Annotated in this window: 21 protein-coding genes; 10 read left to right on the forward strand and 11 right to left on the reverse strand. The window is 53.2% G+C overall.

Annotated elements, in window-relative coordinates; all coding sequences use genetic code 11:
* Entirely contained in the window at positions 1–366 is a 366-nt protein-coding gene (locus CU081_RS17120; protein ID WP_022651139.1) for a hypothetical protein, read from the reverse strand.
* Between the two features lie 633 nt (positions 367–999).
* Here CU081_RS17120 and CU081_RS17125 point away from each other — a divergent pair.
* The 3 genes from CU081_RS17125 to CU081_RS17135 all read left to right on the forward strand — a co-directional run bounded on the left by CU081_RS17125 (position 1,000) and on the right by CU081_RS17135 (position 3,422).
* Positions 1,000–2,262: an amino acid permease gene (locus CU081_RS17125; protein WP_080332505.1), complete on the forward strand. Its 1,263-nt coding sequence runs from the start codon at positions 1,000–1,002 to the stop codon at positions 2,260–2,262.
* An 87-nt stretch (positions 2,263–2,349) separates the two neighbouring features.
* A complete protein-coding gene (locus tag CU081_RS17130) occupies positions 2,350–2,589 on the forward strand; it encodes a DinI family protein (protein ID WP_003857390.1) in 240 nt (79 codons plus the stop codon).
* Positions 2,590–2,738: 149 nt separating this feature from the next.
* The gene (locus CU081_RS17135) at positions 2,739–3,422 is read left to right on the forward strand and encodes an SOS response-associated peptidase (RefSeq protein ID WP_003857392.1); all 684 of its coding nucleotides are present in this window, start codon (positions 2,739–2,741) and stop codon (positions 3,420–3,422) included.
* Positions 3,423–3,481: 59 nt separating this feature from the next.
* Here CU081_RS17135 and CU081_RS17140 read toward each other — a convergent pair whose 3' ends face one another.
* Both CU081_RS17140 and CU081_RS17145 read right to left on the reverse strand, forming a co-directional pair.
* Entirely contained in the window at positions 3,482–3,973 is a 492-nt protein-coding gene (locus CU081_RS17140) for a DUF523 domain-containing protein (RefSeq protein ID WP_022651137.1), read from the reverse strand.
* A 100-nt stretch (positions 3,974–4,073) separates the two neighbouring features.
* Positions 4,074–4,877, reverse strand: a complete 804-nt coding sequence (locus CU081_RS17145; RefSeq protein ID WP_039268873.1) for an AraC family transcriptional regulator — start codon at positions 4,875–4,877, stop codon at positions 4,074–4,076.
* 109 nt (positions 4,878–4,986) lie between these two features.
* Between CU081_RS17145 and CU081_RS17150 the strand changes: the two genes are divergently transcribed.
* Positions 4,987–5,778, forward strand: a complete 792-nt coding sequence (locus CU081_RS17150; RefSeq protein ID WP_032645704.1) for a sulfite exporter TauE/SafE family protein — start codon at positions 4,987–4,989, stop codon at positions 5,776–5,778.
* A gap of 130 nt (positions 5,779–5,908) precedes the next feature.
* Here CU081_RS17150 and dcp read toward each other — a convergent pair whose 3' ends face one another.
* The gene (gene dcp / locus CU081_RS17155) at positions 5,909–7,942 is read right to left on the reverse strand and encodes a peptidyl-dipeptidase Dcp (protein WP_022651135.1); all 2,034 of its coding nucleotides are present in this window, start codon (positions 7,940–7,942) and stop codon (positions 5,909–5,911) included.
* A 143-nt stretch (positions 7,943–8,085) separates the two neighbouring features.
* Between dcp and ydfG the strand changes: the two genes are divergently transcribed.
* Both ydfG and CU081_RS17165 read left to right on the forward strand, forming a co-directional pair.
* Positions 8,086–8,832, forward strand: coding sequence for a bifunctional NADP-dependent 3-hydroxy acid dehydrogenase/3-hydroxypropionate dehydrogenase YdfG (gene ydfG, locus CU081_RS17160; RefSeq protein ID WP_015570609.1), 747 nt, complete (start codon positions 8,086–8,088; stop codon positions 8,830–8,832).
* 90 nt (positions 8,833–8,922) lie between these two features.
* Entirely contained in the window at positions 8,923–9,609 is a 687-nt protein-coding gene (locus tag CU081_RS17165; protein WP_003857403.1) for a GntR family transcriptional regulator, read from the forward strand.
* A gap of 35 nt (positions 9,610–9,644) precedes the next feature.
* Here CU081_RS17165 and CU081_RS17170 read toward each other — a convergent pair whose 3' ends face one another.
* Positions 9,645–10,076, reverse strand: a complete 432-nt coding sequence (locus CU081_RS17170) for a universal stress protein (protein WP_003857404.1) — start codon at positions 10,074–10,076, stop codon at positions 9,645–9,647.
* 287 nt (positions 10,077–10,363) lie between these two features.
* On the opposite strand from CU081_RS17170, the gene ydfZ reads away from it, so the two are divergent.
* On the forward strand, positions 10,364–10,567 hold the full coding sequence (gene ydfZ, locus CU081_RS17175) for a putative selenium delivery protein YdfZ (protein WP_003857405.1): 204 nt from the start codon (positions 10,364–10,366) through the stop codon (positions 10,565–10,567).
* Between the two features lie 44 nt (positions 10,568–10,611).
* Here the strand turns inward: ydfZ and CU081_RS17180 are convergent, their stop codons facing one another.
* The 5 genes from CU081_RS17180 to CU081_RS17200 all read right to left on the reverse strand — a co-directional run bounded on the left by CU081_RS17180 (position 10,612) and on the right by CU081_RS17200 (position 16,437).
* Positions 10,612–12,075 carry a mannitol dehydrogenase family protein gene (locus tag CU081_RS17180; RefSeq protein ID WP_022651134.1) on the reverse strand — a complete coding sequence of 488 codons (1,464 nt, stop codon included), beginning with the start codon at positions 12,073–12,075 and terminating at the stop codon, positions 10,612–10,614.
* Between the two features lie 222 nt (positions 12,076–12,297).
* A complete protein-coding gene (locus CU081_RS17185; RefSeq protein ID WP_039268871.1) occupies positions 12,298–13,677 on the reverse strand; it encodes an MFS transporter in 1,380 nt (459 codons plus the stop codon).
* Positions 13,678–13,750: 73 nt separating this feature from the next.
* Positions 13,751–14,770: a Zn-dependent oxidoreductase gene (locus tag CU081_RS17190; protein ID WP_023314072.1), complete on the reverse strand. Its 1,020-nt coding sequence runs from the start codon at positions 14,768–14,770 to the stop codon at positions 13,751–13,753.
* 14 nt (positions 14,771–14,784) lie between these two features.
* On the reverse strand, positions 14,785–15,999 hold the full coding sequence (gene manD, locus CU081_RS17195) for a D-mannonate dehydratase ManD (protein ID WP_003857410.1): 1,215 nt from the start codon (positions 15,997–15,999) through the stop codon (positions 14,785–14,787).
* 111 nt (positions 16,000–16,110) lie between these two features.
* Positions 16,111–16,437, reverse strand: a complete 327-nt coding sequence (locus CU081_RS17200) for a YnfA family protein (protein WP_003857412.1) — start codon at positions 16,435–16,437, stop codon at positions 16,111–16,113.
* 150 nt (positions 16,438–16,587) lie between these two features.
* On the opposite strand from CU081_RS17200, the gene CU081_RS17205 reads away from it, so the two are divergent.
* On the forward strand, positions 16,588–16,926 hold the full coding sequence (locus CU081_RS17205) for a DUF1283 family protein (RefSeq protein WP_006808856.1): 339 nt from the start codon (positions 16,588–16,590) through the stop codon (positions 16,924–16,926).
* The gene (speG, locus tag CU081_RS17210) at positions 16,926–17,486 is read left to right on the forward strand and encodes a spermidine N1-acetyltransferase (RefSeq protein WP_003857416.1); all 561 of its coding nucleotides are present in this window, start codon (positions 16,926–16,928) and stop codon (positions 17,484–17,486) included. The genes CU081_RS17205 and speG overlap by 1 nt, the downstream gene beginning before the upstream one ends.
* A 17-nt stretch (positions 17,487–17,503) precedes the next feature.
* On the opposite strand, the gene CU081_RS17215 is transcribed toward speG, so the two are convergent.
* On the reverse strand, positions 17,504–18,214 hold the full coding sequence (locus CU081_RS17215; protein WP_003857419.1) for a YnfC family lipoprotein: 711 nt from the start codon (positions 18,212–18,214) through the stop codon (positions 17,504–17,506).
* Positions 18,215–18,406: 192 nt separating this feature from the next.
* Between CU081_RS17215 and CU081_RS17220 the strand changes: the two genes are divergently transcribed.
* On the forward strand, positions 18,407–19,261 hold the full coding sequence (locus tag CU081_RS17220; protein ID WP_003857421.1) for a benzoate transporter: 855 nt from the start codon (positions 18,407–18,409) through the stop codon (positions 19,259–19,261).
* Positions 19,262–19,350: the final 89 nt, after the last annotated feature.

The raw sequence follows: 19,350 nt of genomic DNA on the forward strand, positions 1-19,350 counted from the left end.
TCAGCTTCTGACGCGATGGTTGTAACGGGCGGAATGGCTGCTCAGCATAATCAGACCTATCAGGCCGACCACCATGGCTGCCGTTATGATGTACTGGTGCAGCAGCGCGGCGGCAAAACCAATACCCGCCAACACCACCAGGGTGACAATAATCAGGAAAACGCGCGCCCCGCGACGCGATGCCGCGCGTAGCATAACGGTCAGGATCGCCAGCACTACGCTGGCAATGACCACGCCCAGTGCGCCAATGGTGCCAGTGACGCCGGTAAGCGGCGTCCACCAGGCGTATAGCGCCACCGCGAAGGCTATTATCGCGGTCAGCAGCAGCAACATGCTGCCGACCCGCGAGGATTGAGAATGCAACATACCAGGAATCCCCCTCTAAAAATGCAAAATTGACCATTATTAAGGCGTTTTCGTGGATATATGCCCCTGCTGCCCGCCGCTATTAAGGCAACGCGACGTGTGGAGCGGCGGCATATTTCACTAAACGTAACTGAGTATAGAAGAGGATTTTTTTATGGGGCGTTTAATAGCAGGCATAAGACGCCTTGTGCCCCTTCGCCACCATAAAGATAGCGTTATGTTACAAGACAGTTTGAAAGCTACGAGCAGGTTACGTGATTGTCTATATCCTGTTTTTTAATTTGAGGCATAACGGGATAATTTTCCATCCAATAAAATAATTAAATAAGCCCCCCTTCAATATGATGGCGCCTTATGTTACTTAATAAAACAGGGTATTTATTTTTTAATTAACAGACGTGCAGGCAGGGAAAGTCAGTCGTTATTTGTTCGTTAATTTAACAAATCCCCTTCTTAATTAACCGCCTGTTAAAGCATCGTCAAAGAATAACGATAGTTATTGCAGGCATACACATAAGGTTTACGGTATGCGAAATCAAACCCCTCCCACCCGTGGTGTAATGGCGCAGCAACGACTACAGGCAGATAAAAACTAAATAAGTCGTCGCTCCTCTAACAACGCGGTAAAATATGATGAATAAAGCCACCACTCTCTCAGCTAATATTACAACACGCTCTAACTGGCACTGGCAGGATAACATCTGGACGCTGGGCCTCTACGGTACAGCCGTCGGGGCGGGAACGCTGTTCCTGCCCGTGGAAATCGGCACCCGTGGTCCGGTTATTTTCCTGGTCATGCTCCTGCTGGGGCTGCCGTTATCCCTGATCCCCCATTTACTCCTTTGTCGTGTGTATATGCGAGAAGAGAAGAATGAAAACGGCACGTTGCCGATCTTCGGCTCCTTCTTCAGCGGACGGGGTGAAAAGCTGATCACCCTGTTCTATTGTGTGACCTTCTTCCCGGTAACCCTGGTTTACGGGGTGGCGCTGATTAATGCGCTGAGTAATTTACTGGTGGAGCATCTGCATATTACCGCGCTCAGTCGTGGGCCATTGTCGTTTATCGTGGTTGCCGCACTTTATGTGGTGCTTAGTAAGGGCCGGGACAGAGTCGTGGCCATTATGAGCGCGCTGGCGCTGCCGTTCGCGGCATCTGTACTGCTGATCGCCATATCACTTATCCCGGGATGGCATCTGTCTAACCTGACCAATACGGCCGCTGAAATGAACGCCACGCCGCTGCCGGTAACGCTGAAAAATATCTGGCTGACGCTGCCGCTTATTACCTTCTCGTTTTGCTCTGCGCCTATGGTCTCTCCGCTGAGCTCTTACTACCGGGAGAGGAAAGCGGAGGGCGAGAAAAAGGCACTGTTCGTGATCCGCATCGCCTATTTAGCCATCTTCGCCAGTATCCTCTTTTTCGTGCTGAGCTGCGTGCTGGGGATCCCGCATGACAACTTTGTACGGGCGAAGGCGGAAAACCTGAATGTGCTGTCCGTGATGAAAGGAAACGGTGATTTCAGCCTGATTTACCACATTGCCCCGCTCATCGCTATCATCGGTATGACGAAATCCTTTCTCGGCGTAGGCCTGTCGGTCGCACAAACGTTTGGTCAGCTGGCTGCCAGCGTATCCGGCAAAAAGGCCAGCGCCAGCAAGCGGCTGGCCTCTCTGGCGCTGTTCCTGCTGACCTATGGCATTGTTTATGCCAATCCGGATGTGCTCAGCCTGATTGAAATGTTCTGCGGACCACTGATCGCGGTGATCCTGTTCCTTATCCCTGCGTACCTCATATACACCCGCCCCTCGCTGGCGGAGCTTCGCGGCGTGACGGTGTTTCTGGTTGTTCTGGGCGGACTGGCAACGCTGTCTGCATTGCTCTGGACAATGCTTTAGCCTGAACGCCGTTTGACTGTACCCATATACAGTAGTATTTTACGTTCAGGCTGAATCACATGCGTAATATCCATAAGGTAAACAATCATGTTTGTGGAACTGGTTTATGACAAGCGAAACGTACAGGGGCTGGAGGGAGCCAGGGAAATCATCCTGGCCGAGCTGACTAAACGCGTGCACCGGATTTTTCCTGATGCCAGCGTGACGGTTAAGCCAATGCAAGCGAACGGCCTGAACAGCGACGCCAGCAAAAGCGACCGTGAAAAGCTCAACCGCATGCTCGAGGAGATGTTCGAAGAGTCGGATATGTGGTTGATACAAGAGTAACCGGGCGCAAAGCCCGGTTCTGTTTTCAACTAACAATACCCCTGTGTATTCAGGCCGCGATTTTCCAGCATCGGTTCAATCTCAGAAGCATGCCCGCGCGACTTTTTCTCCCTGCCCTATACTTTCAGTCTGACTGACTGGAGGTTTCTATGTGTGGACGTTTTGCACAAGCCCAAACCCGTGAAGAATATCTGGCTTACCTAGCCGACGAAGGCGAACGCGATATCGCATATGACCCTGAACCCATTGGCCGCTACAACGTTGCGCCCGGTACCAAAGTGCTGCTGTTAAGCGAACGTGACGAACAACTGCACCTCGATCCGGTATTCTGGGGCTACGCGCCTGGATGGTGGGACAAAGCACCACTGATTAACGCGCGTGTAGAAACCGCAGCCACCAGCAGAATGTTTAAACCTCTTTGGCAGCATGGCCGGGCGATCTGCTTTGCCGATGGGTGGTTCGAATGGAAAAAGGAAGGCGACAAGAAACAGCCGTATTTTATTCATCGGGCCGACGGGCAGCCGATATTCATGGCGGCGATCGGCAGTACGCCGTTTGAGCGCGGCGATGAAGCCGAGGGATTTCTCATAGTGACCTCTGCTGCGGATAAAGGCCTCATTGATATACACGATCGACGGCCGCTGGTTCTGTCGCCAGAAGCAGCAAGAGAATGGATGCGACAGGATGTTGGCGGGAAAGAAGCGGAAGAGATTATTGCCGACGGTACAGTACCCGCCGACGAGTTTATTTGGCATGCTGTAACTCGCGCCGTGGGGAACGTGAAGAATCAGGGGGCGGAGTTAATCGAGGTGGCTCATAAAATGGAAAAATGAGCTGCATACCCATTATGACCAGGAAGCGATGCCGCTCGGCGTTAATCCTGGAGAATCGTTCATTCCCTTTCTTCAATCCAGTTCACAAGCTCCGCAAACTGAGTTTCTGAAAATACCGCAATACCATGCTCGGAGAGTAATGACGCTGCCACTCCCATACCCGATTTACGCTGATTACTGAAAGAACCGTTGTAGATAAACTGAGTTCCGCACGTTGGACTACCATCAGTTAACAAAGCAGCAGTACATCCTGCTTCTTGTGCTGCTCGCAGAGCCAGCCAGGCTGCAAGTTGATAATGCCCGGTAACATCTGTTCCGGTGTTTTCAATTATTCTGGCTTGTCCACGCATTACGTCTTTACCCTCAGCAGACATAATCTCAGCGGGTGGTCTCGGAACAGGTAGCCCCGCAGCCAACTCAGGGCAGTGCATCACCAGGCGCTGCTCCTGTTGCCAGCGAGCAAGTTGATGAGTCATCTGCGCTTTCTCTTTCCCGTTATAACGGACTTTAAGGCCCATCAGGCAGGCACTGACCAGTATTTTATTTATCATTATTTAATAGTATTAAGATCCTAAACGCCTACGATTTTAACACCTTAACCCTTTTCATGAATTTGACGTGGCAGCGTCTTTAGCTGGTACATAGCTGACGCTATGATCGGTGCCCTGTCCCGTGGAACTTTTTGAATAATGCCGGGTGATAATACGAAGGTGGCTGTCCTGTGACACGGCGGAACATCGTTGCGAAGGATGATGCATTATCGTATCCAAGAGTCAAGGCTACTTCATTTACGGGTTTTCCCGTTATCAACAATGCCAGCGCGCTAACCACGCATGCTCGTTGGCGCCAGACAGAAAATGACATGCCCATTTGCTTAAGGAAATGGCGACGAAAGGTGCTGTCGCTCATGAACAGCGCATTTGCCCAGCGCTCTGCTGGATCATGGATTGAGGGATTGAGTAAAAACGCCTGACAAAGAGCCAGTAGGGCCGGATGTCGCGGCAGCGGAATATCGAATTCGCGAACCGGCATAGCCGCCAGCTCCAATATCATCAGATTTATCAGTGCACGGTCACGCGTGCTTTCATACAGTGGCGGTAAATCCACTGACTCAAGCAATAGCTGACGTAATAATGGCGATACGCTAATAACTTCACAACGAGGATATTTTAAGAAGGCATTCACGAAATCTGGTTCTATATACAGACTGCGAGTAGTCACGCCAACAAATTTGACGGCGTGCATAGTTTCGGGTGGGATCCAAACAGCATGTTGTGGAGGAACAATCCACTCTCCATCCTGGGTTATGACATGCATTAATCCGGTCGCGCCATATAGCAGCTGCGCGCGGCGATGTTTGTGCTGTGGCAGCATAAATCCCTGCACATAGTCATTGCCTATCGCTACCACTTCACGATCTAGCTGCTCGACCTCTTCAATCTTTACGTTGCGCACACCCGTCTCCTTATGACCGATTTACAAAGGTAATTGAGCGCGGCGCGAATGGGAAGCAGGACGCTACCGGTATAAGCTGCGAAATCATTTTCAGGTCGAGGGTATGATTTTGAATGATATCGCAATCATTGCGCTGGCAGGCTTTACTACCGGTATTACCACCGTGCTTTTTGGCTTTGGCGGCGGCTTTGTCGTAGTACCATTCGTTTATCAACTAATGCTACGGCAGACCGAACTGGCACTAAACGCCATGCATATCGCGGTTGCTACCTCTACATCGGTGATGATATTTAACGCGGGCTGGGTCACCTATCGAAACTGGCGAGCTTGCGAGCTTTCATCGCAAATGTTATTCCCGTTACTATGGTTTATAGCCATTGGGGCTATCATGGGTTCCTGTCTGGCAGGAATATTTAGTGAGAGTGTTGTTCGCGCGCTGTTCATTTTCTACATGCTGGCAACAATCAGCGATTGTTTGTTGCGTAAGGGTTTTCTCGGAGGAAGTTCTCTGCGTCGCTTGTCATTTCCTGTAGTAACGGGCGGCGGAGTGACCATTGGTATGATAGCCGCATTGCTTGGCGTGGGCGGAAGCGTAATGACGGTACCCCTGTTACGGCGCCATGGTTATGCGATGCGTGAATGCATTAGTGCTTCTAATCCGCTTTCCCTGCCCGTCGCGCTATGTGGTGCCGTGACGTATGCAGTTATTGGCTGGCAAACTATTCCTGTGAATGGATTTCTCGGTTTTATCAACCTGAAAATTTTAGGTATGTTGGTACTAACAGGCTGGGCAGGAATAGTTTTTAGCCGTCGGGTTATACCTGCTGTACCTGATATTTGGCACGCACGAATCTATGTCATGCTGCTGTTCCTGGTGTTACTGGCGATGCTATTTCAGTAACCCTCTTTTATCGCAGCGACTAATGGCCCGTAATTATACCTGTCTCAATGTACCTTTCAGACACAAAGCGGACCAAAGCGTACAAAAAACCGGGCCTCGCGCCCGGTTCTGTTTACACACTAAAAAAGCCTTACGCACTCAATCCGCGATTCTCCAGCATCGGTTCGATCTTCGGATCGTGCCCGCGCCAGTTCCGGTAAAGTTCAGCTAGATCAGTGCTGTTGCCGCGGGACAAAATCGCCTCGCGGAATGTCTGTCCGTTTTCGCGGGTCAAACCACCCTGCTCGACAAACCACTGATAGCCATCGTCCGCCAGCATTTGCGTCCACAGGTAAGCGTAATACCCCGCCGCGTACCCGCCGCCGAAGATATGGGCGAAATAGCTGCTGCGATAGCGCGGCGGTACGGCTGGAAGATCCAACCCCTCTTTTTTCAACGCGGCGGCTTCAAAGGCTTCCACGTCTTCAACGGGCTCCTGAATGCCGTGCCAGTTCATATCCAGCAGCGCGGCGCTCAATAGCTCCGTCATGTCATAACCCTTGTTAAACTGGGTCGCATTGAGCATTTTTTCCCGCAGCGCATCCGGCATCGGTTCGCCGGTTTGATAATGACGAGCAAAGTGCGCAAACACCTGCGGATGGCTGGCCCAGTGTTCATTGATCTGCGACGGAAATTCAACGAAATCACGCGGCGTGTTGGTGCCTGAAAGCGTGGCATAGCGCTGGCTGGCAAACAGACCATGCAGGGTATGGCCAAACTCGTGGAACAGGGTAATCACATCATCCCAGGAGATCAGCGCGGTTTGCCCGTTCGCCGGTTTTTGATAGTTGCAGACGTTATAAATCACCGGACGCGCAGCAAACTCGTAAGACTGCTCAACAAAATTCCCCATCCACGCACCGCCCGCTTTGGAATCACGCGCGAAAAAGTCGCCATAGAACAGCGCCATGCCTTCACCCGTGTGGTCGAAAATCTCCCACACGCGAACATCCGGGTGATAAACCGGAATATCGAAACGCTCGACAAAACGAATACCGAACAGCTGCGTGGCGGTCCAGAATACGCCATCTTCAAGCACGGTATTGAGCGCGAAATAGGGTTTGATCTGCGACTCATCCAGCGCGTATTTCGCTGAGCGCACGCGTTCGGCATAAAACGCCCAGTCCCAGGCCTGCACCGTAAAACCGCCCTGCTCGTCGTCGATGACTTTCTGAATATCCGCCTGCTCCAGCGCAGCCCTGCCGCGCGCCGCAGGCACTATTCCGCGCATGAATTCGAGCGCGGCTTCCGGCGTTTTCGCCATTTGATCGGCAATGCTCCAGCTCGCATAGTTGTCAAAGCCGAGCAGCTGCGCCTGTCTTGCCCGTAACGCGGTAAGCCGACGGATCAACTCGCGCGTATCGTTTTCGTCGCCTTTCTGAGTGCGTTCCCAGCCCGCGCTGAACAACCTTTTACGGGTCTCGCGCAACGCCAGCGCCGCCAGCGCGGGCTGTTGCGTGGTATTCAAAAGCGGGATCAGCCAGCGCTCCTTCAGCCCTTTTTCTGCGGCAGCGTGAGCCGCGGCAGCCATCTCCTCCGCACTGAGCCCGTCAAGCTGGCGAACATCGTCCACCACCAGCCCTCCCGCCTTATTCGCCGCGAGCAGGCGCTGGTTGAACTGGCTGGTCAGGGTGGCGGCTTCGGTATTCAGAGATTTCAGCTCGGCTTTTTCATCGGCGTTCAGACGCGCGCCCGCAAGAACAAAGTGCTGATACGTCTCCTCCGTCAGTCGGCGGGATTCGGCATCCAGCGCCTCGCGATCCTGCCAGACGGCTTCCACGCGGGCGAAAAGCGTATCGTTTAGCCAGATATCGTTCGCCAGCCCGGCCAGTTCGGTGGAGAACTGCTCGTCCAGCGCCTGAAGATCATCGTTAGTGTGTGCGGACGTCATGGCGAAGAATACGCTGCTCACGCGCGACAGCATGGCCCCGCTTTTTTCAAGCGCCAGCACGGTGTTATCGAAGTCCGGCGCGGCGCGCTGCGCGATAATCGCGTCAATGTCTGCACGCTTCAGGCGCATTGCTTCATCAAACGCCGGGCGATAATGGCTGTCGTTGATCGCATCAAAACGTGGCGCCTGATAAGGCAACAGGCTAATTTCAAAAAAAGGATTGTTGACCGACATCGTTTACTCCTGAGCACGGTATTTCTCCCCAGAGTAGGCCAGCCTGCGCCGGCCTGCAATGGCGTCATACAAATGTTGCCTTAACGACGTGCCGGAGAGCGTGCTATGTTAGTACAACACAAAAAGCGTTGAGGAACAGTGAGATGATTATTTTAGTTACCGGGGCGACAGCGGGTTTTGGTGAAAGCATCACGCGTCGCTTCGTCGCCAACGGACACAAAGTGATTGCAACGGGGCGTCGTCAGGAGCGTTTGCAGGAGCTAAAAGACGAGCTGGGTGACAGCATTCTGACCGCACAGCTGGACGTCCGCAACCGCGCCGCCATTGAAGAGATGATTGCCAACCTGCCTGCCGAATGGCGTGAAATTGACGTGCTGGTCAATAACGCTGGCCTGGCGCTGGGTATGGAGCCTGCCCACAAAGCCAGCGTGGAAGACTGGGAGAACATGATCGACACCAACAACAAAGGCCTGGTGTACATGACCCGCGCCGTGCTGCCGGGCATGGTTGAACGTAACCGTGGTCATATCATTAACATCGGTTCCACCGCCGGAAGCTGGCCTTACGCGGGCGGCAACGTCTATGGCGCGACCAAAGCCTTTGTCCGCCAGTTCAGTCTGAACCTGCGCACCGACCTGCACGGAACCGCGATCCGCGTGACCGATGTTGAACCGGGTCTGGTAGGCGGAACCGAATTCTCCAACGTGCGTTTCAAAGGCGATGACGCGAAAGCGGATAAAACCTATGAAAACGCGAATGCGCTGACGCCGGAAGATATCACCGAAACCGTCTGGTGGGTCGCGAATTTGCCGAAGCATGTCAACATCAACACGGTTGAGATGATGCCCGTCAGCCAGACCTATGCCGGACTCAGCGTGCATCGCGGGTAATTCACCCTTCCCGGCCTGCGGGCCGGGTATGTGATGGCAGGGAAAAGAATGGTAGTATGTTCAGGTTAACTCTCTGAGAAATCACAACCCATGGCCGCTGAATCGCAACTTAATCCTACCCAGCCCGTTAATCAGCAAATATATCGCATCTTACGCCGTGATATTGTTCGCTGCCTGATCCCACCGGGAACGCCACTCTCAGAAAAAGAGGTTTCGGTACGTTTTGACGTTTCCCGTCAGCCCGTGCGCGAGGCGTTTATTAAACTCGCAGAAAACGGCCTTATTCAGATCCGCCCACAGCGCGGCAGCTATGTAAATAAAATTTCGCTTTCGCAGGTACGGAATGGCTGTTTTGTTCGCCAGGCCATCGAGTGCGCCGTGGTGCGTCGCGCCGCGTCGCTCATCAACGATAACCAGTGCTACCTGCTGGAGCAAAACCTGCATCAGCAACGAATCGCCATCGACCGCAAACAGTTAAACGACTTTTTCCAGCTGGACGACGAGTTTCACCAGAAACTGGCGCAGATCGCCGAGTGCCAGCTCGCGTGGGATACCGTTGAAAACATCAAAGCGACCATCGACCGAGTGCGCTACATGAGCCTCGACCATGTTTCTCCGCCAGAGATGTTGCTGCGCCAGCATCATGATATTTTCAGCGCGCTGGAAAAACGCGACGTGGAAGCCGTAGATAAAGCGATGACGCTTCACCTTCAGGAAATTAGTGAGTCAGTTCAGTTAATTCGTCAGGAAAACCGCGAGTGGTTCAGCGAAGAATAAAACCTCGCCGCCCCCTTTCGGTTGCGGCGAAGTAATTAGCGGACCACTAACACCGGAATAGTGGCGTAGCGCAGGATAGTTTCAGCATTTGAACCCAGCAGATGGGTTGTCATGCTCGGATTTCTTGATCCAATAACAATAACGTCATATTTCCCCTCTTTGCTGAGCTTGATGATTTCATCGCGTACGTTGCCGAAGCGAACTTCACAATCAATATTTTCCGGGGACATATCAAAGAGCCGTTTCAGCGCCTTCATCTTCTTATCAGACTCGGCGGTCATATACTCTTCGAACTTCTTAATATCGGCATTGAACCCCCGCAGTAATGAACGGCTGCTGTTAGGGAGAATGTTGACCAGGGTGATCGTCGCGCCTTCCGCCTTCGCGAGGTTGACCGCATGGCGTACCGCTTTATCGCTCAAATCCATTTCAAACACGTCAACAGGCATCAAAATTTTCTTATACATAAGCCTGACTCCTTTTCCGATGAAGGGTTATTTTCTGTCTCCAGAATGACATTGTGGATATAAACAAAGCCTAAACACTTGCATCCGGAAACTATCAATTAAGGAAAATAACTGTCCGCTTTGTAAAGTGGTGTCCTGAACCGTCAACGCCTGCATGAAATAAGAAAAAAGTGTGAGCTTGATCAAAAGCAAATAATTTCGTTAAAGAGAGGCGTATTAATAGTGCCCCGTGAACGGCAGCCGTCGAATTAGCGCCGTAGCGGATAAGTACGAGAGGAGAAAATACCATGATGACATACGACCGTAACCGAAATGCAATCACCACTGGCAGCCGCGTCATGATTAGCGGCACAGGTCAGTTCGGCGTGATTAAAGCAATCCACAGCGACGGCCTTAATGCCGAGCAGGTGCGTCGTGGTAAAACGGTTGAAGTGGAAGGATGCGAAGGTAAGTTCGAACCGATTGAGCTGATTCGCCTGGGGATGCACTAAGCTGCGCCCCGACATGCCGCCGCGGACGGCGGCATGTCATAGCGTTAAAGCCGGGTGGCGTACTCAGCAACCGTGGCCTTCGCGCCTTTTTGCAGCAACGTCTGATAAGCCTGCATGACCGACGCCACAAACACCGCGTCCTTCGGCAGCTCGTTACCGAAAATAGCCTCAATGCCTAACAGCGCATTAACGCGGCTTTCGCCTTCAGCGCTACCGTTTACCGCCGCCTGAATCACCGCCAGCTGCGGGTCGCTCACCTCAATCGGGTTACCCTGCTCATCCACACCGCCGACATAACGCATCCAGCCCGCCACACCGAGGGCCAGCAGCGGGAAGGGTTTCTGGTGGACCAGGTGCCAGCGCACGGAATCGAGCATCCGCTGCGGCAATTTCTGGCTACCGTCCATGGCGATTTGCCAGGTGCGGTGACGCAGGGCCGGATTGCTGTAGCGCGCGATCAACAGGTCAGCATAGTGAGCTAAATCCACCCCCTTCACTTTCAGAGTCGGCGCCTGCTCTTTCAGCATCAGCGCATGCGCGGCTGCGCGATAATGTTCATCTTCCATGCAGTCGTTAATGTGCTGATAACCGGCAAGGTAGCCGAGATAGGCCAGGAACGAGTGGCTGCCGTTAAGCATTCGCAGCTTCATCTCTTCAAACGGAATAACATCAGAAACCAGTTCCGCACCGGCCTTTTCCCACTTTGGACGTCCGGCGACGAAATTATCTTCCACCACCCACTGGCGGAACGGCTCGCAGGCGACACCTGCCGGATCGCGTACGCCGGTCAGCTGTTCGATTTTATCCAGCGTGTCAGCCGTGACGGCGGGCACAATACGGTCCACCATGGTTGACGGGAAGGTGACGTTCGCTTCAATCCAGTCGGCCAGTTCGCCGTCAACAGCGCGCGCGTAGGCGCAGGTGACATTGCGCATCACGTGGCCGTTCTCCGGCATGTTATCGCATGACATCACGCTGAATGCTGGCAGCCCCACCGCCTTACGCCGCGCCAGCGCTTCAACCACAACGCCCGGCGCAGATTTCGGCTGATGGGGGTTTTGCAGGTCGGCAACGATTAACGGATGATCAAACATCAGTTGTCCTGTTGCCGGGGAATGGCAATACCCTTTCTCGGTGATGGTCAGGGAAACAATGGCGACCTGTGGCTCGCACAGCGCCGCCAACACGGTTTCCAGCCCGTCGACCTGCGCATGCAGCGCGTTTTTGACGACGCCGACCACGCGCGCTGTCCACGCCTCGGCAGACATCTCTGCCACGGTATAAAGGTTATCCTGTGCCTTCAGATCGGCGATCTGCTGTTCGCCGCCAATCAGGTTAACTTCGCAGTAACCCCAGTCGCTGCCCTGTTCTGCGGCGAGTATATCGGTGTACACCGCCTGGTGCGCGCGGTGGAACGCGCCAAACCCTAAATGAACAATGCGTGCCTTGAGGCTGTCGCGATCGTACTGAGGACGCGTTGCCTTCGCCTGTAATAACTGGTTTTCCATGATTGAGACTCGTTAATTAATGAAAGCTGTGATCCGCTGCCGCTTCCTTTTAAGAGCGGCAGCGCCTGCTGACTACACCAACTAGAATGGCAGTCGGAGTCAAAAACGCTGCCATTAACCATACTGATACGTCGTTTTCAGATCTTGATTTACATTAACTTTTCGCCATGTGGTGTGACATCAGTGAAAAGTTGTGTGACAGGTAGCGCAAGATATAAACCATTAACGCCGTGAAGAGAGCGCGCCGTAGGCTACCGCTTCTTTACGCGGCGCTTCGGCTGCATCTTCGGCTTCACTCAGATCGCGGTCGCGCACTTCCGGCATCAGCAAAGCGGAGACCAGTCCAATCAGCGAGTACGCCACCAGCATCGCCACAATTGGCCACCAGGACCCGGTCATATTGCAGAAGATCCCCGCCAGCACCGGACCAAAGCCTACGGCCACCAGCCCTCCCGCCTCTTTCGAGATTGCCATGCGGGTAAAGCGGTTCCGCGAACCAAACATCTCTGCCATGGTGATGTTTTCCAGCGCAAACAGCCCGAGGACCGCAAAGTTATGAATAACGATGATAGAGAGCATAATCACGCCCGGCGCGTAACTCTTATCAACAATAATCGACAGCATCGGGTAAGCCAGAATAATGGCTGAAATGTTAAGGATGATATACGGCAGACGGCGCCCCACTTTATCGGACAGCCAGCCCAGCAGCGGAATGGTGAGGAAGCCGAGAATCGAACTGATCATCAGCGCATCGGTTGGGATCGCCTTATCAAATAACAGCGTCTGCACCAGATACCCGGCAAGGAAGGTCTGGATAAGCCCAGAGTTACCGGCCTGGCCAAAGCGCAGCCCCGTCGCCAGCCAGAACGATTTGCTCTTAAACATCGCGCCTAATGAGGTATCCTGCGCCGCCGCTGGCGCAACGGTTTCGGCGTCGTTAACCTTCTCAAACACCGGGCTCTCTTTAAGGTTCATACGCAGCCAGATGGCGAAGATCATCACCACCACGCTGGCGAGGAATGGCACGCGCCAGCCCCAGGCAATAAGTTCTTCACGATCGAGGGCAAAGAACATCACGGCCCAGATCGCCGTGGCGCTCAGCGTTCCGCAGTTGGTGCCCATGGCCACCAGCGAGGAGATGATGCCGCGTTTACCCTTCGGCGCGTACTCCGCCAGCATGGTGCCCGCACCAGAGATTTCTGCCCCCGCGCCCAGCCCCTGAATAATACGCAGCGTCACCAGCAGCACCGGTGCGAAAATCCCGATCTGCGCGTAGGTCGGCAGCACGCCGATTAAGGTGGTGCAGATCCCCATCATGGTGATGGTGATAAACAGCACTTTTTTACGGCCAATTCTGTCGCCCATTCTGCCGAAAATAAATGCCCCGACAATACGCGCGATGTAGCCTGCGCCGTAGGTGCCCATCGCCAGGATCAGCGCCATGGCCGCCGATTGCTCAGGGAAGAAAATTTCATGAAACACCAGCGCGGCGCCAAGGGAGTAGAGCTGGAAATCCATAAATTCCAGGGCGGTGCCCAGCCAGCCAGATACGGCGGCTTTCACCAAATCTGACGTACTTCTTTGAGGTTGTGCTTGAGTCATAATGGCTATCTCTGAAAGGTAAGATGCGTACCACTTAGAGCCTGTCTTCGCAGGCTCTTAACCGCGTGAATTATTATTGGTCGAACGTGAGCAAGACTTTGCAGCACTGCCGCTGGTCTTTTTCAAACAGTTCGATGGCGTCTGTAACGTGGTGATAGTCAAATGTATGGGTGACCAGTTTTTCAGGGTCGATCAGCCCTTTTTCCAGCCAGTCAATGACCACCGGGAATTTGTTGGCATTCAGGCGCGAAGAGAAGATCGACAGCTCTTTGCCGGTGATCCCCTGCTGCACGATCTGGCTCGGGTCGCTGGAAAATCCCATCAGCACGATGCGCGCCGCCGGAGACGCCAGCGTAATCGCTTCCTGCAAAATGGACGGATGACAGGCAGCATCGATGATTAATGTCGGCTTGATGCCTTTTTCATCCAGCGCAGTCTGTAACGACTGCTCGCCGTTGTTGAAGACCCAGTCTGCGCCGCTGCGTTGCGCCATCTCCAGCCGCTCATCAATGCGGTCTACCACGATGACCTGCTTCACCTTGTAAACGCCCTTCAGCGCCTGCACGGTGACCAGCCCCATCGGGCCTGCGCCGTAGATCAGCGCCACGTCCTGTTCGGTGGGTTTCGCCTGCCCCGTCACGTTGGCGGCAATGGTGAATGGCTCAACCATCACCGCGTGTTTGTCAGGGATCGCATCCGGAATGTGCCAGGCATTTTTCGCCGGCACGACGGCGTATTCGCTGAAACCACCGTCGCGATGGACGCCCAGCACCACCAGCGAAGTACAAACGTTCGGTTTTCCAACGGAACATGGGTAGCAGTGCCCGCAGCTGATCACCGGATCAACCGAAACGCGCTGGCCCAGTCGGGTGCCCTCCACGCCTTCGCCAACCGCGTCTATTTCGCCAAAGAACTCGTGACCGATTACCCGCGGGTATTTCGCAAACGGGTTATGCCCGCGATAGATATGGCTGTCTGAACCGCAAATACCGGCGAGCTTAATTTTGACGCGGACGTCGCCTGCCCCCGGCAACGGGAGAGGACGCTCCGCAATCTCCAGCGCATTCGGCTCTTGGATCACTACGCTTTTCATCATTCGCTCCTCGTTTACCAGTTCCAGAGAGTGCCGTCTTCCAGACGGGCCACCGGCAGATAAGCCGGATCGTACGGGTATTTCGCTGCCAGCTTCTCATCAAACTCAATGCCCAGCCCTGGCTTGTCGCCCGGGTGCATATAGCCGTTATCGAAGCGCCAGCTGTGCGGGAACACTTCCAGCATCTGCTCTGAATAACCCATATACTCCTGCACACCAAAGTTCGGTACCCACAGGTCAAAATGCAGCGCCGCGGCGTGGCAAATCGGCGACAGATCCGACGGGCCGTGTGAGCCGGTACGCACCTGGTAGAGTGAGGCAAAGTCCGCAATGCGACGCATCCCGGTGATGCCGCCCGCATGGGTTATGGTGGCGCGGATATAGTCAATGAGCTGCTCTTCAATCAGCTGCTTGCAGTCCCAGATGCTGTTGAACACTTCCCCCACCGCAATTGGCGTGACGGTGTGCTGGCGGATCAGGCGGAAACACTCCTGGTTTTCAGCGGGAGTCGGATCTTCCATCCAGAACAGGCGGTACTCTTCAATACTTTTGCCGAACCGCGCCGCTTCGATGGGCGTCAGACGGTGGTGCATGTCGTGAAGGAGATGTTCACTGAAACCGAACTGGCTGCGCACTGCGTCGAACAGTTTGGGCGTGAAGTCGAGGTATTTCTCGGTGGACCACAGCTGCTCTTCCGGCCAGGCGCCCTTCGTCGCAGGCTCATACGCCAGCCCTTTGCCTTTAGCCATGCCGTAGGTGGTTTTCATTCCCGGCACGCCGCACTGCACGCGAATTGCCTTGAAGCCCATCTCTTTATGACGGGCATAATCTTCCAGCACGTCGTCAATGGTGTGCCCGGTGGTGTGACAATAAACCATCACTCCTTCCCGGGAAGCCCCGCCCAGAAGCTGATAGAGCGGCATGTTCGCGGCTTTCGCCTTAATGTCCCATAGCGCCATATCCACGGCAGAAATCGCTGACATGGTTACCGGACCACGACGCCAGTAAGCGCCTTTATAGAAGAACTGCCAGATATCTTCGATGCGGTGCGCATCGCGGCCAATCAGCTGAGGGCACAGGTGATCTTTCAGGTAAGAGGCAACGGAAAGTTCGCGTCCGTTCAGCGTGGCATCACCCAGGCCGACAATGCCTTCATCGGTCGTAATTTTAAGGGTGACAAAGTTACGCCCCGGGCAGGTGACAAATACTTCAGCCCCGACAATCTTCATAATCCATTTCCTTACATCGCTCGTTGTGATGCAGGAAATTTACGCAACTACACTACTACCATACAAGTATAATGATCGTAAAATCAGCGGGCGATCACACTATAAGGACGCTTATGCGCGTCCCCAACCGGCCACGATGATCAACATGCCGCACAGGGCAATCAGCGCGCCTGCCCAGTCATACAGGCTTAGCCGGACGCCATCGACAACGCGCAGCCACAGCAGCGCGGTACAGACGTACACTCCGCCGTAGGCCGCATATACCCTCCCGCTGGCGGCCGGATGCAGGGTGAGCAGCCAGACAAAAAGGGCCAGGGACACACCCGCCGGGATCAGCAGCAGCGCGGAAGCGCCCCGCTTTAGCCAGAGCCACGGCAAAAAGCATCCGATGATTTCGCACAGCGCGGTCGCGAAAAAAAGCAGCGTCGTTTTGAACATTTTTCTCGTTTCGTGAGGATTGATTTAGACATCATACGCGATAATGTTCACATCGTTCCCATACCTGCCGCGCGGGTATGACACCCTTTCGGATTGGTGTAGAATCCAACGGGGTAATCCGATTGTCTGCACCCGTTTAAAGGAAACGCTATGACTACATTAAGCAAACGCCTTTGTCTGACAGCCGTACTGGCGCTGTCATCGTTCGCCTTCGCCGCAACGGCATCAGCCGAAACCAGCAAACTCATCATTGAGTCTGGTGACAGCGCGCAAAGCCGTCAGAACGCCGCCATGGACAAAGAACAATGGAATGACACCCGCAGCCTGCGTCAGAAAGTGAATAAGCGCGTGGAAAAAGAGTGGGATAAAGAAGACGTCGCGTTTGATGCCCGCGACAAATGCCAGCAAAGTGCCAACGTCAACGCCTATTGGGAGCCTAACACCCTGCGCTGTCTGGATCGTCGCACTGGCCGCACGGTAGCACCGTAATGTCGACGCCGTGTGACGTTAAGCTCCGTCCGTTGGAGCGCGAAGATTTACGCTTTGTTCACCAGCTCGACAACAATGCCAGCGTGATGCGCTACTGGTTTGAAGAGCCTTATGAGGCGTTTGTCGAGCTGTCCGATCTCTACGATAAGCATATCCACGATCAGAGTGAACGCCGGTTTGTGGTGGAGTGCGAAGGTGAAAAAGCCGGGCTGGTTGAACTGGTTGAGATCAACCACGTTCACCGTCGGGCGGAATTTCAGATCATTATTTCACCGGAGCACCAGGGGAAAGGTCTTGCGTCGCGAGCGGCAAAGCTGGCGATGGATTACGGGTTTAACGTCCTGAATCTCTACAAGCTTTACCTTATCGTCGACAAAGAGAACGAAAAAGCGATTCATATCTACCGTAAGCTGGGCTTTATGGTGGAAGGTGAACTGATCCATGAGTTCTTTATTAACGGCGAATACCGTAACACCATACGCATGTGCATTTTCCAGCATCAGCATCTGGCCGGGCATAAGTCCTCCTCCGCCAGCCTGCTTAAACCCACCGCGCAGTAACCTGCGCGGTTTTATTCTCAATAATATTCAATGCTGTTTTTGATGGTGTACTTGCGCTCAACGGCAGGTTTGACGCTGTCATCTGTTATCACCAGCTCACAGTTCACCGGGTTGTTGTGGCGATCGTAATCACAGCTCTGCTTTACATTGCCCATCGGTTTATCGTTCAACAGGCTTACCGCCGTATAATCCATGCGCTTGCGCAGATCTTTCGAAGGCACCGACTTGACCGATAAACGCTGGTCGCCGGAAACCGTAGTTTTACCCAGCGGGTAGCCGTCGGCGTCATACTGGTACTTCACTTCCATCTCTTTACTGTGCGCTGCAACCACAAACCCGTTATCGTCGGTGTCCCACGTCAGGCCGGCAGACGGCAGTTCCGCCAGCTGGCATTTCCCCTGCAACTTTACCTTCTGCTGCTGGGTTTCCGCATCGACGTAGTAGTTAGCATCCAGCACCAGCGCAACGCCCGTATTCGCTTCGAGATCGTGCAGTTCAAGCGTATCGAAACACCCTTCCGTTGACATCGTGCCGGTCACACGTTTAGAGACTTCACCCTTATCGTTGAATAGCGTCTGGGTAAAATCCTTCACCGGCCCGCGCAGAGGATCAAAGTCAAACTCGTTCGAAAAGCTCGCCATCTCTGGCGTAAATGACAGCGGCGCGGTGTTGTTGTCGCATCCCACCAGTACCGTTGCCAGTAGCGTTATCGCTGCGTATTTGTTCACATCATTTACCGTTCAGAGAGAGATACAATCATATTAGCAAATACAGCAACTTACATAACAGCACTTCATTTGACTCTTCGCGCTTTATAAATCCGTCGTTTGCATTGACGAAACCTGCCAAAGTGGCTACTTTGGGCGCGGAAGATTCCACACTATTATAAAATTAGATTCTTAAATTTTCGGGTTAACATCATGATTTACGACTGTTTTTTATACTATGACGAAGATATGTTGCTCGACATCAGATTACATACTCTCGCTGATGTCGTTGACCGTTTTGTCATTGTAGAAGCAACACACTCTTTTACGGGCATACCGCGAGAATTGCATTTCGATATTACGAAGTTTGCCAAATTCAAAGACAAAATCATTTACGTGCCTTTTGACGCGCAGCCTATTTTAAACCGGGCGGATAATAACCAGGTTGATGCATGGGCAAATGAAGCAGCGCTTCGCAACTCCATTATGAACGGGTTAAAAGACGCGGCAGACGACGATCTGATTCTGGTGTCAGACGTTGACGAAATCTTCTCTCCCGACACGGTCAGGGCCATTAATCCGCGCGCGCTCTGCACGACTATTCATCAAAACGTATTCAACTATCAGTTTAATCTCCAGGTTCACAACACGGATGGTACGCCTAGAAAATGTACTTTGCCGCGCGCGACGTCCTATTACAACCTTAAGCATTTCTTCCACGGTGAGCCTGAATCTTTCCGAAACTGGAAGCGTGCGCGCAAAGATAAAAACTGGTCATGGTTTAAATGGAACTGGCTAAAAATCAATAATAAGATTGTGAAAGATGGCGGCTGGCATTTCTCCTGGGTAATGACCCCAGAAAGAATTTCTGAAAAAATGTCTACCATTTCTCATACCGAATACGATCTGCCGGAATTCAATAACCCGGAACATATTATGAAGGTTATCACAAACGCCGAAGATATCTGGGGACGAGACCGAAAACTGGTCAGGCAAGAGGTATCAAAACGCACCCTGCCTTCTTATCTGGTAGACAATCAGCACCATTATTCGCAATTTATTTTATGACGCAGGCAGGGCTCCAGGACAATTCAGAAAGACAGACCCAAAAACAAAAGCTTACCCTAGCCCTGCTATGCTTACAGTCTACACAGTGA

The sequence above is a fragment of the Enterobacter sp. CRENT-193 genome, from assembly GCF_002787395.1.
Lineage (GTDB): Bacteria > Pseudomonadota > Gammaproteobacteria > Enterobacterales > Enterobacteriaceae > Enterobacter > Enterobacter hormaechei_C.

Bases quoted from the DNA above. Each gene is read 5' to 3' on its own strand.
- CU081_RS17120 (WP_022651139.1), bottom strand. From the start codon at position 366: ATGTTGCATTCTCAATCCTCGCGGGTCGGCAGCATGTTGCTGCTGCTG.
- CU081_RS17125 (WP_080332505.1), top strand. From the start codon at position 1,000: ATGAATAAAGCCACCACTCTCTCAGCTAATATTACAACACGCTCTAAC.
- CU081_RS17130 (WP_003857390.1), top strand. From the start codon at position 2,350: ATGTTTGTGGAACTGGTTTATGACAAGCGAAACGTACAGGGGCTGGAG.
- CU081_RS17135 (WP_003857392.1), top strand. From the start codon at position 2,739: ATGTGTGGACGTTTTGCACAAGCCCAAACCCGTGAAGAATATCTGGCT.
- CU081_RS17140 (WP_022651137.1), bottom strand. From the start codon at position 3,973: ATGATAAATAAAATACTGGTCAGTGCCTGCCTGATGGGCCTTAAAGTC.
- dcp (WP_022651135.1), bottom strand. From the start codon at position 7,942: ATGTCGGTCAACAATCCTTTTTTTGAAATTAGCCTGTTGCCTTATCAG.
- ydfG (WP_015570609.1), top strand. From the start codon at position 8,086: ATGATTATTTTAGTTACCGGGGCGACAGCGGGTTTTGGTGAAAGCATC.
- CU081_RS17165 (WP_003857403.1), top strand. From the start codon at position 8,923: ATGGCCGCTGAATCGCAACTTAATCCTACCCAGCCCGTTAATCAGCAA.
- CU081_RS17170 (WP_003857404.1), bottom strand. From the start codon at position 10,076: ATGTATAAGAAAATTTTGATGCCTGTTGACGTGTTTGAAATGGATTTG.
- ydfZ (WP_003857405.1), top strand. From the start codon at position 10,364: ATGATGACATACGACCGTAACCGAAATGCAATCACCACTGGCAGCCGC.
- CU081_RS17180 (WP_022651134.1), bottom strand. From the start codon at position 12,075: ATGGAAAACCAGTTATTACAGGCGAAGGCAACGCGTCCTCAGTACGAT.
- CU081_RS17185 (WP_039268871.1), bottom strand. From the start codon at position 13,677: ATGACTCAAGCACAACCTCAAAGAAGTACGTCAGATTTGGTGAAAGCC.
- CU081_RS17190 (WP_023314072.1), bottom strand. From the start codon at position 14,770: ATGAAAAGCGTAGTGATCCAAGAGCCGAATGCGCTGGAGATTGCGGAG.
- manD (WP_003857410.1), bottom strand. From the start codon at position 15,999: ATGAAGATTGTCGGGGCTGAAGTATTTGTCACCTGCCCGGGGCGTAAC.
- CU081_RS17200 (WP_003857412.1), bottom strand. From the start codon at position 16,437: ATGTTCAAAACGACGCTGCTTTTTTTCGCGACCGCGCTGTGCGAAATC.
- CU081_RS17205 (WP_006808856.1), top strand. From the start codon at position 16,588: ATGACTACATTAAGCAAACGCCTTTGTCTGACAGCCGTACTGGCGCTG.
- speG (WP_003857416.1), top strand. From the start codon at position 16,926: ATGTCGACGCCGTGTGACGTTAAGCTCCGTCCGTTGGAGCGCGAAGAT.
- CU081_RS17220 (WP_003857421.1), top strand. From the start codon at position 18,407: ATGATTTACGACTGTTTTTTATACTATGACGAAGATATGTTGCTCGAC.